This window comes from Hwanghaeella sp., from assembly GCF_965227365.1.
In the GTDB taxonomy this organism is placed as follows: domain Bacteria; phylum Pseudomonadota; class Alphaproteobacteria; order UBA8366; family Aestuariispiraceae; genus Hwanghaeella.
In genome coordinates this window covers 1768556-1781774 of record NZ_OZ245754.1, presented here as the reverse complement: position 1 = coordinate 1781774, position 13219 = coordinate 1768556, and the positions used below count along the sequence as shown (strand labels likewise).

Genomic DNA, 13219 nt, shown 5'->3' with positions numbered 1-13219 from the left:
CCTCGCCCCTCCCCTTAGAAGACCTTGCCGCGGAACAGCCCGCTGGGCCGGACGATCAGCATCACCACCATGATCATGAAGGCGACGCCGCTCTTGTAGCCGGGACTGATCAGCGGCGAATCCCCGATCCAGGGATAGGCCACCAGCTCCTCGGCCAGCCCGATGATCAAACCGCCCGCGACCGCGCCGAAGGGCCGGCCGATACCGCCCAGGATCGCCGCCGCGAAAATCGGCAGCAGGATGCGGAAACCCATGGTGGATTCGATGAACTGTGTATCCATGGCCAGGAACACGCCCGCCGCGACGGCACAGAAACCGCCGATCACCCAGGTGTTGCGGATCACCGATTCCACGTTGATGCCGCTGGTGCGGGCCAGGTCAGGATTGTCGGAAACCGCCCGCATCGCCTTGCCGGTTCGGGTGCTGGTCAGGATGTAGTTGAAGACCAGCATGATCACGATCGTACCGATCATGATGAACAGATGCTTGTCCGGAACCAGGATCATCAGCCCCATATCCGACGTCGCTTCGCGGATCGCCCCGTTCGGTTTGGCGATGCCTTTGACGAAGGTAATCTGGTTCGGTCCCCAGATGACCTGCACCAGGCTGCGCAGGATCAACATCATGCCGAAACTGGCGATGACGACGATGATGGGAGAGCTTTTCCGGAACGGCCGGTAAAAATAGCGGTCGACGAAGACCGACAGCGCGACGGCGATGACCACCGCCGGAATCGCGGCGATCAACGGGTGCAGCCCCAGCCCCGCCCCGGCCATCAGGTCCATGCAGGTCCAGGTCAGGAACGCGCCGACCATCATGACCTCGCCATGGGCGAAGTTGGCGAAGCGCAGGATACCGAAGGTCAGCGTCACCCCGATCGCGCCCAGCGCATAGATACAGCCGAGCACCAGTCCCGGAATGAAATAGAAATTGACGAATTCCATGATCATGCGCCGGCCCCTTCCGCTTCGGAACCGTCGTTCTTGCCCGACTTGCCGCCGCCCAGGAACATTTCCGCGACTTCCGGGTCGTGCAGCAACTCATGCCCCGTCCCGTCATGCCGGTTTTCGCCGTCGACCAACACATAGGCGCGGTCGGCGATGCCGAGCGCCTGTTTGGCGTTCTGTTCCACCATCAGGATGGCGACGCCCTGCGCGTTGATCTGCCGGACGATGGCGAAAATCTGGTCCATGTAGAGCGGGCTGAGCCCCGCGGTGGGTTCGTCCAACAGCAGCAGTTTCGGGTCCAGCATCAGGGCGCGACCCATCGCAACCATCTGGCGCTGCCCGCCGGAAAGCGTGCCGGCGGCCTGCCTGCGTTTTTCCTTCAACGGCGGAAACAGCTCATAGACCCGGTCCAACGACCCCGAAATATCGTCGTCGCGCAAATAGGCGCCCATTTCCAGATTCTCGTGCACGGAAAGGCTTGGGAAGACGTTGTCGGTTTGCGGCACGAAGCAGATGCCCTGCTGCACCACCTGGTCCGGCCGCAGGCCCGTCAGGTCCTTGCCGTCGAAAATGATCTTGCCGCCCCGCACGTTCAGCAGGCCGAAAACCGATTTCATCGCCGTCGATTTGCCCGCCCCGTTCGGGCCGACGATCACCACCACTTCCCCGGCGGCGACCTCCATCGACACGTTGTGCAGAATATCCGCTTCCCCATAGCCGCCGGTGACGTCCTGGAGCTGCAGCAAAACCTCGCTCATGCAAAACCCTTCATCACTAGTCCCGTCCCCGTCATCCCCGAAATATCGATGGGGTCGAAAATCTTGCTTGTATCATTCCGCCGCTTCGTGCGCGGAACTGCCCAGATAGGCCTCCAGCACACGTTCGTCGGAACGGACGTCCTCGAATTTTCCCTGGGTCAGAACGCTGCCCTGCGCCATGCAGACCACCGGGTCGCAGAGTGAGGAGATCAAGTCCATATCGTGCTCGATGACCGCGAAGGTGTATCCCTTCTCCACGTTCAACTGACGGATCGAATCCGCCAGTTTCTTCAGCAGCGTCCGGTTCACCCCGGCACCCGGTTCGTCCAGCAGCACGACCTTGGCGTCGGTCATCATCGTCCGGCCCAGTTCCAGCAGCTTTTTCTGCCCGCCGCTGAGATTGCCGGCCAACTCGTCGCGGATATGGGTTAATTGCAGGAATTCCAGGACCTCTTCCGCCTTGCGCAGGACTTCCCTTTCCTCCGCGCGGACGGCCCCCGGCCGAAACCAGGTATTGAAGATGTTCTCGCCCATCTGTCCCGGCGGCACGACCATCAGATTCTCGAGCGAGGTCATCTTGTCGAATTCGTGCGGGATCTGGAACGTCCGCACGATGCCCTTGTGAAACAGCTTGTCGGAGGAAAGCCCGGTGATGTCCTCGCCTTTGAAAAGGATCTTGCCGGAGGTCGGCTCAAAAGCGCCGGCGATCATGTTGAACAGCGTCGTCTTGCCGGCCCCGTTCGGGCCGATCAGCCCGGTGATCGAACCTTCTGGAATGGTGAAACTGCATCCGGAAACGGCCTGCACGCCGCCGAACGACTTCGACACGTTCTCAATAGTAATCAAGAAACGACTTACCCCCGGATCCTAGACTTGCCGGACGGAAACCGTTCCGGTTGTCCGGAATTACGGTCGTCCATGCCCCCTGTGGTTGCGGTCGATTGCGATGCACCCGCCGCCCTATCGTTGAATCGCTTATAGACCTATGCGGCGGGCCGTAAAAGCCCCTTGTCGCGGCGCACTGGACCATCCGCTTTCAACGCTCACGCATGTTTGCGTGGTGGCATCCATGACGCCGCTCTAGATTCCTCGTAGCTTTAAGCTTCAACACGCAGGACGCGGGGTCGGAATGGACAGCTACGAGCGATTTCGACAGCCTATCACGCGGTCTTCCGGCTACGATCCGATACCGCCAAAACCGCGCTTGGTCGCGGCGAAACGCCGGGCGGCCGAAACCGGCAAGCGTCTGACCGGCCAAGCCGCACCGGCGGGCGCAAGACGGCTGCCGCCGGGGCAGGAACTTGTCACCGATTTTCCGAGGCTTGACCTCGGCACCCGGCCATTGCTCGACGCCGAAAGCTGGACTTTGACCTGGGGCGGGCTGTGCAGATCACCCGGTCGGGTCGACTGGCCCGGTTTCAATGCCTTCGGTCCAGAGGAAAGTGTGACCGATATTCACTGCGTCACGGGTTGGTCGCGATTCGACAACCGTTGGCGCGGCATTTCGATGAGCAAACTGCTCAACCGAGCGCAACCGCTGACCGAGGCGACCCACGTCATTTTCAAAGGTCACGACGGGTACGGCACCGCTTTATCGATTGCGGATCTGCGCCGGGAGGACGTCCTCCTCGCCACCCATTGGGAAGGGCGCCCCCTTGCACGGGATCACGGCGGCCCGGTCCGGCTGATGGTCCCGCATCTCTATTTCTGGAAGAGCGCCAAATGGGTGAAACAAATCTGGTTCACGAAAGGCGATCCCGGCGGATACTGGGAAAACCGCGGCTATCACCATCGCGGCGATCCCTGGAAGGAAGAACGATACGGCTAGGTTTCCGCCAACCGGTTCGGCACAACCAGTGTCGCGGTCGTGCCGACGCCGAGTTCGGAGGTGATCTTGAGATCGATGCCGAGCACCCCGGCCAGTCGGTTGCAGATACTCAGGCCCAGCCCCGTTCCCTTCGTCTGTTGCGCCGTCGTCGCGCGTCCCCGGCGATAGGGTTCGAAGACATGGGCCAGATCCTTCGGCGCAATCCCGCGCCCGGTATCCGAGATGGTGATCGCTTTCGCATCCGCCGCGGCATCATCCTCGACCGAAACCGATACCGTCCCCTGCCCGGGTGTGAACTTGAAGGCGTTGGAAATCAGGTTGGTGAGGATCAGGGTCAGTCCTTGCCGGTCGGATATCACGGTGCCGGCCACCGGGTCAGCGTACTCCGACACGATTGATATTTCCGGATATCCCGGTCGGAACAGGGTCAGGGTTTCATCCAGCAGCGCGATGAGGTCCAGCGGTTCCGGCGTCACCGGGAATTGGCCCGCTTCGATACGGGACAGATCGAGCAGATCGTCGACCAGCGCCAGCAGGCGTTCCGCCGAGGACTGGATATCCTGCCCATAGGTTTGAAAGTTCTTCGCGGCGAGGTCATGCGTGTCGTCGGAGGACAGCACCTGAGCGAAGCCGAGGATTGCGTTCAGCGGGGTCCTGAGATCATGGCTCATCCTGGCCAGGAAGTCGGACTTCGCCCGGTTGGCGTCCTCCGCCTTCAACTGCGCCTTCTGCAGTTCACGGGTCCGGTCGGCGACGCGGTCTTCCAACGTGCGGTTCAGTTGTTCCAGTTCCAGCATCGCCTTCTTCAGCGAGGAAACGTCCTCCTCAACCGAGATGATGCAGGCATCCCCACTCATCGGGTCGCGGCCCAGATGCAGGTCGATCCGATGCCACGTCCCTTCCGGGCCGAACCGAAGTTCGTATTCCCCGGACGGTTCGCCCCCCTGTCTGGCCCGTTCGAACAGGGCGCGCCCCAGATCACTGTCCTTGAACCGCGCCAGAAAGGAATGCGCCTCGACGAAACGATCGCTGTCAATGCGCGTCAATCCGCGCCCGAATGCATAGACTGCCGCCGGGTTCATGGAAAGAAGCCGGCCGTCCAGCCCGAAATAACTGATCATTACCGAGGTATAACGCGTCGCTTCGACAAGGCGGCGGTCGGTCTGCTCAAGCACTTCCTTGTCGATTTTCAGAACTTCGAAAAGGATCGCGTTGCGCCGCTCCGTATCGATGAAAACCGGTGTCATCCGGCCACGCACCGGCGTCGGCACCCCTTTTGGATAAAGCGTCCAGGTATCTTCGGTTGTCATCCCGGTACGGACATTGTCCACGACCGTGCGAAGCCGCTTGCGCACGGTCGCGCTATCGGTCGAGTAGTCCCGGGCTATCAGTTCTTCCTTCGACTGCGCATGCCAGAATTTCAACGCATTGGCGTTGCCCCACCACACTTCATGGCGGTCCACGTCGAAAACCCAGATCGGCAGGACGGAATTTTCGAATATGGTCAGGGAATCCCGCGACTGGAACGCCCAGTGGTCTGCTTGCAATACGCGTTCTCCCTTACCCTTGCGGGAAGAGGCTCTCGACTGAAATTAGGGTTCGATGATTTACATGAACCTGGATCGGCCCCACCTTGGAGCGCTTCCCGGGCACAATTTTTAGCGTTCCGTAGCGGCGCTTAGCAACCAGAACAATCACCTCCGCTGCAGTGGGAAAATTGGGCCAGTATGGGCGCAGGGGATGAAGGTCGAGTCAAAAAATCACAAATCCGCCCTCGTATGACCGGGCGTACACCTATATAGTACGGACCCCCGGCGTTCCGACACGCCGTCCGAAAAATCCCTCTAATCCCCTTGGGTGGATCCGAATGACGCCGACAATCCGTGTGCGCGGCGCGCGCGAACACAATCTGAAGAACGTTGATGTTGACCTTCCCCGCGATCAACTGGTGGTGATCACCGGGCTCAGCGGGTCGGGCAAATCCTCGCTTGCCTTCGACACGATCTATGCCGACGGCCAGCGCCGTTATGTGGAATCGCTGTCCGCCTATGCGCGCCAGTTCCTGGAAATGATGCAGAAGCCGGATGTCGACCTGATCGAAGGCCTCTCGCCGGCGATATCCATCGAACAGAAGACCACCTCGAAGAACCCGCGCTCCACCGTCGGCACGGTGACGGAGATTTACGACTACATGCGTCTGTTGTGGGCGCGGATCGGGGTCCCCTATTCCCCTGCGACCGGGCTGCCGATCGAAAGCCAGACCGTCAGCCAGATGGTCGACCGCATCATGGCGATGCCCGAAGGTACGCGCCTCTATCTGCTGGCCCCGATGGTCCGCGGCCGCAAGGGCGAATACCGCAAAGAGTTCGCGGATCTGCAGAAACGCGGATTCCAGCGCGTGAAGGTCGACGGCAAGCTGTATGGAATCGAGGAGGTCCCCGCCCTCGACAAAAAGCTGAAGCACAATATCGAAGTGGTCGTCGACCGCGTCGTCGTCCGGGAAGGACTGGAGTCCCGTCTGGCGGATTCTATCGAGACCGCGCTGGAACTGGCCGACGGCTTGCTGTTCGCGGAAAATGCGGAGAACGGCGATCAGACGATCTTCTCAGCCAAATTCGCCTGCCCCGTCTCAGGCTTCACGATCGAAGAGATCGAGCCACGACTGTTTTCCTTTAACAACCCGTTCGGCGCCTGCCCGGCCTGTGATGGTATCGGGGTCGAGATGACCTTCGATGCGGAACTCGCCGTGCCCGACCGGTCGCTGTCGCTGGCCAAAGGGGCCATCGCACCCTGGTCGAATTCCTCTTCGCCCTACTACACGCAGACCCTGACGTCGATCTGCGAGCATTTCGGTGCCAGCATGACGGACGCATTCGATGATCTGCCCGAGAAGGTGCAAAAAGCGATCCTCCACGGCACCGATGAGAAGATCAAATTCCGTTACGATGACGGCATGCGCTCCTATTCGACCACCAAGGGGTTCGAAGGAGTGATCCCGAATATGGAACGCCGGTTGAAGGAAACCGACAGTTCCTGGGTGCGGGAAGAGCTTTCGAAGTATCAGGCCTTCACCGATTGCGCCGAATGCGGCGGGCATCGGCTGAAGAAGGAAGCGCTGGCGGTCAAGATCGCGGACAAGCATATCGGCGAAGCGGCGAAGCTTTCCATTTCCCATGCCGCCGAATGGTTCACCGGGTTGGAGGAACATCTGACGCCGGTGCAGCGGGAAATCGCCTACCGTATCCTGAAGGAAATCAACGAGCGACTCGGCTTCCTGAATAATGTGGGCCTGCAATATCTGACGCTCAGCCGGAATTCAGGCACGCTCAGCGGCGGGGAGAGCCAGCGTATTCGCCTCGCCTCGCAGATCGGTTCGGGTTTGACCGGCGTTCTCTATGTGCTGGACGAGCCCTCCATCGGTTTGCACCAACGGGACAACGACCGACTGCTCGCCACGCTGAAACGCCTGCGCGACCTGGGCAACACGGTGATCGTCGTCGAACATGACGAAGAAGCGATCCGCGCCGCCGACTATCTCGTCGACATGGGTCCGCGCGCGGGCATCAATGGCGGCCATGTCATCGCCGCCGGCTTGCCCGGCGACGTGATGAAGTCGGAAGAAAGCCTGACCGCGCAATACCTGACCGGCCGTCGGGAAATCGCCGTTCCAAAGACACGCCGGCCCGGCCACCCGCGGCAAATCCTGGAAATCACCGGCGCGACCGGCAACAACCTGAAGAACATCTCGGCCCAGGTTCCACTGGGCACGCTGACTTGCGTCACCGGCGTTTCCGGGTCGGGTAAATCCACCTTCGTCATCGAAACGCTATATGCCGCCCTGGCGCGCGAATTGATGAAGGCGCGCACCTCGCCCGAGCCGTACCGCCGCATCGACGGAACCCGGTATATCGACAAGGTCATCGACATCGACCAGTCGCCCATCGGCCGGACGCCCCGGTCGAACCCCGCGACCTATACCGGCGCCTTTACACCGATCCGTGAATGGTTCGCGGGATTGCCGGAGGCCAAGGCCCGCGGATATCAACCGGGCCGGTTCAGCTTCAACGTAAAGGGCGGCCGCTGCGAAGCGTGCCAGGGCGACGGTGTCATCAAGATCGAGATGCACTTCCTGCCCGACGTCTACGTCACCTGCGACCAGTGCAAGGGCCATCGTTACAATCGCGAAACGCTGGAAATCAAATTCCGGGACAAGTCGATCTCGGACGTTCTGGAAATGACGGTCGACGAAGCGGCCGAATTCTTCAAGGCGGTCCCGATCATTCGCGACAAGATGGTAACGCTTCAGCGCGTCGGCCTCGGCTATATCAAGGTGGGCCAGCAGGCGACGACCCTGTCGGGTGGCGAAGCACAGCGCGTGAAATTGGCGAAGGAACTGTCCCGCAAGGCGACCGGCAAGACGCTGTATATCCTGGACGAACCGACCACCGGACTGCATTTCGAGGATGTCCGCAATTTGCTGGACGTGCTTCAGGCGCTTGTCGATGCCGGCAATACGATCCTGGTCATCGAGCACAACCTGGAAGTCATCAAATGCGCAGACTGGATCATCGATATCGGGCCGGAAGGCGGCGACAAGGGCGGTGAAGTGGTCGCCCAGGGAACGCCCGAGGACGTGGCCGCGGTCGAACGCAGCCATACCGGTCAGTATCTGCGCCCATACGTGAAGGCGAAACCGGCCAAGGCGAAGAAAAAGGCGGGGTAATCCCCGCCTGCGGCGTTGCTATAACCGTCATTTTTTCCACGAAATCGCGCATCCTTTCCCGATAGGATGCGCGAATATTAATATTCTATTCAGTTAATGTGCCTATAATCCGGCGTTACAACCGATCGATCGGCGGCAATCGCCCGCCGGTGACCCCCATGGAGTGGCGCGACATGAGTTCTTCGTCCGGCAACGCGACAAAGCAGGCGGATCCGTTTTTCCTGACACCCGACGACTACACGAATGCAAAAGCCGGTTTTGCCGTCGTCGAGAAGGACTTGCCGGAGATCCTGAACAGTTTCTACCGGACCCTCACGAAACATCCTGTCGGCAACAAACTGGTAACCGAAGGGCCCGGGGTCGAGGCCCTGAAAAAGGCTCAGATCGCTCATTGGAGAGCCGTTTTTGAGGCCTTCGACCCGGAGGACCATAAACAGCGCGCCCACCAAATCGGCCTTGCGCATTCCCGCATCGGCCTCGAGCCGGATCTGTACATGGGCGGTTACTCGCTGATCCTCGGCATGGTCGCGCGCAGTCTGATGACGCGGGAAAAGAACCGGGAGAAGGCCGCCGACCTTCTCGCCGCGATGACCAAGTTCATCTATATGGACATGAACACGGCCCTTTCGGTCTATTCGGCCGAAGAGGAAAAGGGCCGCGCCAATCGACAGACGCGGGGCTTGAGTGAGGCCGTCGACCGTGAAGTCGGGGCGACGACCAGTGTTCTACTGTCCCAGGCATCGCATCTCGGCGACTTCGCGGATAGCATGAGCGAAACCGCCACCGCACTTTCCGGCGCGTCGGACGAAGTGGCGAACAATTCCCAGACGGCCATGGAATCCGTCAATTCGGTCGCTTCTGCGGCAGAAGAACTGGAAGCATCCAACCGCGAAATCTCGTCGCAAGTTTCCCGCACCGCCGGTTTGACAAGTGAAGCCAGGACCGCGACGACGAAGACGGCGGAATCGGTTGAGGGCCTGAAACAGGCCGTGGAACAGATCTCCCGGGTCGTGAAGCTGATCAACGACATTGCGTCCCAGACCAAGCTCCTCGCCCTGAACGCAACGATCGAAGCGGCACGGGCCGGTGAAGCAGGCCGTGGCTTCGCCGTCGTCGCCAATGAAGTGAAGTCGCTCGCCACCCAGACGGAAACGGCAATCAGCCAAGTCAGTGAGAGTGCGAGTGCGATCAGCGGTGCAACGGATCGGACGGTCACCGACATCAACGCCATCGCCAGCCGAATCCAGGAAATCGACGAAATCGCCGGCAGCGTCTCCGCCGCGGTCGAGGAACAGGTCGCCGCCACGTCCGAGATCGCGCGGAGCGTCAAGGAAGCGGCGGACAAGACCTCTGCAACGGCAGCACAGATCGGCTCCATTGCCGAACGGTCGCGTGCCTCCCGCGTCATTTCAAACCGCCTGACGGATATGGCAAAGGTGATGTCGGCGAATGTCGCCGGCCTGCAGGACCGCATGCGCCTTCTGGTTCGGTCGTCCGACGAGTTCAACCGCCGGCGCGAGCGCCGGACCGCCATCGTCATCAACGCCCAGCTTTCGCTCGGCGGCAATCAGTACAACGTCACCGCATCCGACATTTCACCAAACGGCATGCTGGTCATAGCGACCGATGGGCAGAAAGTCTCGGGGTCCGACGGGTATATTTATGTCGAAGGCTTGCCCGAACTCCCTATCGCCCTGATCGCGCAAACCGAAATGGGCATCCACCTGCGTTTCCGAAAAATGACCGAAGCACAAATGGGTGCCGTCGACGACTTGATTGAAAAGACGGAACGGGACGACAAGTTCTACATCGACCTCGGCACAGAGACCGCTGCCGTCGTCGGAAAACTGTTGTCCGACGCCGTCGACGGCGGACGGATCAGCATGAAGGACATGTTCGACATCGACTATGTCTCCATCCCCGATACGGACCCGATCCAGTTCAAGACGAAGTTCCTGGACCTGACCGACGAGTTGCTGCCAAACGTGATCGATGCCGCGATGAAGCGGGATCCGAAAATCCGGCTTTGCGCCCCGACGGACCGCAACGGTTATATCCCGACGCATAACGCAGAATACAGCAAGCCGCAGAAACAGGGTGACCCGGTCTGGAACACGGCTAATTGCCGCAACCGCCGGATATTCGACGACAAGGCAGGCATGCTGGCCGCCCGCAACAGCGCCCCGCATTTTGTGCAGGGCTATGTCCGGGATATGGGCGGCGGCAAATTCGTCATGCTGAAGGAAGTCGATGTCCCGATTGTCATCAAGCAAAAGGTCTGGGGCAACCTTCGCACCGCGTGGATTCCGAAAGCCTGACGGCAGAGCCGTTCGTGCGGCTTCCGTGATTGGGTTTCACGGACCTGGTCCATTCGATTTCCATGCATGTCGGTAGACCGGCTATGCAATCATGCGCATTGCCATCCCGGATAAATCCGTCCTTATTGAACGGATTGGGCCCAGCGGGGCACTGAATACCAAACCTCTGGGATGGCATCATGACAACGGAATACGACGTGATCGTGGCCGGCGCGGGAATGATGGGCAGCGCCGCCGCCCGACACCTCGCGGCAACAGGCCGGAAGGTGGCCCTGGTCGGCCCGTCCGAGCCGGCGGACAACGCCGATCATACTGGTGTCTTCGCCAGTCATTATGACGAAGCGCGCATAACGCGCCGCATCGATACCAATGTCGATTGGTCGAAATTGGCCACCGAATCCATCCGACGGTATGGTGAGATAGAACGCCAGTCCGGACAGGCCTTTTATCACGAAGTCGGCTGTCTGATGGCCGGTGCGGGGGATGGACCGGAAAGTGATTTCGTCAAGAATTGCCTGACAGTATGCGATCGAAATGATATCCCCCATGAACGCTTGATCGGTCCCGCACTGACGGAGCGCTTCCCCTTCTTCAGCTTCCCCGATGCCGTTACCGGTCTGTTCCAAGCCAGAGACGCCGGCTATGTGAACCCCCGCGCCCTCGTCGCTGCCCAAAAGGCAGCGGCCGAGAGCTTGGGCGCCGACGTCATCGATCAGGAAGTGACAGCAATTGACGAACGGGCGGATTCGGTGACGGTTCGCTGTCAGGACGGCACGGTGTTGCGCGGTCAGCGGGTCGTCGTCTCCTGCGGCGCTTTCAGCGACGCCGCCGGTCTGTTGCCCGCCCCGCTCAACCTTCGTAACTACGCCCGAACAATCGCCTTGGTGGAGGTGGGACGAGAGGAGAGCGAGCGCCTGAAAGGCATGCCGAGCCTGATCTATGTCTCGCCGGATCAGCGCATTGATGTCTATGTCCTGCCGCCGGTCCTGTATCCCGACGGCAAGACCTATCTGAAAATCGGCGGAGACCCGGTCGACGTGGTACTGCCGACCGTGGATGCTCTCAAGACCTGGTTTCGCGGCAATGGCGACCCGGCGGTTCGTGACCTTCTGGTGGACCAGTTGCTGACCATTATGCCGACCCTTCGTTACGAGAGTATCTCGTTCAAGAGCTGCGCAACCTCATACACGCGGATCAAACAACCGGCCATTGCGCACCAGTCGGATCGGATCGTCGCCCTTTGCGGCGGCAACGGCTCCGCGGCCAAATCCTCCGACGAAATCGGAAGGATCGGCGCGGCGCTCGTCTCGGGCGATCCCGACTACGCTGCGGGATACGGGCTGGACTTCAAGCCCTAACCGGCAACCGCGTCGGCTGCCGCTTCATAGGCCGCCTTGGCGAGGTCCATATCCGCCTCGGTCAGTGCGAGGGAGATATAGGTCTTGCCGTCCGACTTGAAGAGACCCTTTTCCCGAAGCACCTCGTTATAGGTGGAAAGTTTCCCGGCATCCGCCTGCATGACGTCCCGATAGTTCCGGATATCGCGGTCGGTGAAGATGATTTCGAACATCTCCGGCGCGCCGGCCGCACGATGCGGCACCCCCCGCGCCGTCAGGGACTGCGACGCCATTTCCATCAGCCGCGCACCATTGGCGTTCAAACGGTCGTACTGCCCGTCGCGGCGCAGGACCTCCATCGTCTTCAGTCCCGCGACAGCCGCCACAGGATTGCCTGACAGGGTCCCGACCTGCATCAGCCAACGGTCGCCGCCCTTTTCGAACAGCGCCATGATATCCGCCCGTCCCGCGATCGCGGCCAATGGGAAACCGCCTCCGATAACCTTGCCCAATGTGGTCAGGTCTGGCGTCACGCCGTACCGTTCCTGCGCCCCGCCATAGCCGAAGCGGAACCCGGTCACGACCTCATCGAAAATCAGGACGATGCCGTGGGCATCGCAGATCTTTCTCACCGCCTCCAGGAAACCCGGTTCCGCCGGCACGATCCGCTGCAGCGGTTCGATGATGATGGCGGCGATCTCGCTGCCATGCTCCGCGCAGAGCGATTCCAGATAATCCGGATCGTTATACGGCGCGATCAACATGTCGGCCCGGACGCCTTCCGGAATGCCGGCGCTGTCCGGCACGGCCTGCGGGAAATTGACCAGGCGGGCGGGCGCAAGGCTCATCTGCGCTTCGGAACTCATGCCATGATAGCCGCCCTCGAATTTCAGGATCTTTTCCCGCCCGGTGAAGGCGCGGGCAAGGCGCATGGCATACATGTCCGCTTCGCTGCCGGTAGAGACATAACGGACCTTCTCCGCACAGGCGACCGCCCGGCATATCTCCTCGGCCAGTTCGACCCCGGCCGCGTTGTTTGCGAAGAAGGTCATGCCCTTCTGCACCTGTTCCAGCACGACCTCCAATACCTCGGGATGGCCGTGCCCCAGGATCATCGGCCCGGACCCGATCAGCAGATCGACATATTCCTTGCCGTCCTCGTCCCAGACCCGGCTGCCTTTCCCCTCGCGGATGAAGTACCGGGAGTCGAAATTGCCGAAGCCGCCCGCGGGCAGCACCGCCTTCGCGCGTTCGGCCCATTCGGTTTGGCTAAGAATTTTGTTCACGTCACACCTCCCTGGCGATGGT

The 13219-nt window shown here is 60.8% G+C and carries 9 protein-coding genes; 4 read left to right on the top strand and 5 right to left on the bottom strand.

Translation table 11 applies throughout. The annotated features are described in order from the left end of the window. Window positions 1–14: 14 nt before the first annotated feature. From ACQK2G_RS07975 to ACQK2G_RS07965, 3 genes are all read right to left on the bottom strand, one after another. Window positions 15–950, bottom strand: coding sequence for a branched-chain amino acid ABC transporter permease (locus ACQK2G_RS07975; RefSeq protein WP_425404496.1), 936 nt, complete (start codon window positions 948–950; stop codon window positions 15–17). Beyond that, complete coding sequence (locus ACQK2G_RS07970) at window positions 947–1705, bottom strand: ABC transporter ATP-binding protein (RefSeq protein WP_425404495.1); 759 nt, start codon at window positions 1703–1705, stop codon at window positions 947–949. Before ACQK2G_RS07970 ends, ACQK2G_RS07975 begins: the two co-directional genes overlap by 4 nt. A 72-nt stretch (window positions 1706–1777) precedes the next feature. Next, window positions 1778–2551 (bottom strand): ABC transporter ATP-binding protein, encoded by a 774-nt coding sequence (locus tag ACQK2G_RS07965; protein WP_425404494.1) that lies wholly within the window; start codon window positions 2549–2551, stop codon window positions 1778–1780. Window positions 2552–2834: 283 nt separating this feature from the next. Here ACQK2G_RS07965 and ACQK2G_RS07960 point away from each other — a divergent pair, with 283 nt between their 5' ends. After that, entirely contained in the window at window positions 2835–3533 is a 699-nt protein-coding gene (locus ACQK2G_RS07960) for a molybdopterin-dependent oxidoreductase (protein ID WP_425404493.1), read from the top strand. On the opposite strand, the gene ACQK2G_RS07955 is transcribed toward ACQK2G_RS07960, so the two are convergent. Beyond that, window positions 3530–5080, bottom strand: coding sequence for an ATP-binding protein (locus tag ACQK2G_RS07955; protein ID WP_425404492.1), 1551 nt, complete (start codon window positions 5078–5080; stop codon window positions 3530–3532). The genes ACQK2G_RS07960 and ACQK2G_RS07955 overlap by 4 nt on opposite strands. Window positions 5081–5400: 320 nt before the next feature. On the opposite strand from ACQK2G_RS07955, the gene uvrA reads away from it, so the two are divergent. The 3 genes from uvrA to ACQK2G_RS07940 all read left to right on the top strand — a co-directional run bounded on the left by uvrA (window position 5401) and on the right by ACQK2G_RS07940 (window position 11932). Further along, window positions 5401–8256 (top strand): excinuclease ABC subunit UvrA, encoded by a 2856-nt coding sequence (uvrA, locus tag ACQK2G_RS07950; protein ID WP_425404491.1) that lies wholly within the window; start codon window positions 5401–5403, stop codon window positions 8254–8256. A gap of 173 nt (window positions 8257–8429) precedes the next feature. Beyond that, on the top strand, window positions 8430–10574 hold the full coding sequence (locus ACQK2G_RS07945) for a methyl-accepting chemotaxis protein (protein ID WP_425404490.1): 2145 nt from the start codon (window positions 8430–8432) through the stop codon (window positions 10572–10574). 179 nt (window positions 10575–10753) lie between these two features. Beyond that, on the top strand, window positions 10754–11932 hold the full coding sequence (locus tag ACQK2G_RS07940) for an FAD-dependent oxidoreductase (protein WP_425404489.1): 1179 nt from the start codon (window positions 10754–10756) through the stop codon (window positions 11930–11932). Here the strand turns inward: ACQK2G_RS07940 and ACQK2G_RS07935 are convergent. Beyond that, window positions 11929–13197: an aspartate aminotransferase family protein gene (locus ACQK2G_RS07935; protein WP_425404488.1), complete on the bottom strand. Its 1269-nt coding sequence runs from the start codon at window positions 13195–13197 to the stop codon at window positions 11929–11931. The two genes, ACQK2G_RS07940 and ACQK2G_RS07935, sit on opposite strands and share 4 nt — an antisense overlap. Window positions 13198–13219 lie beyond the last annotated feature (22 nt).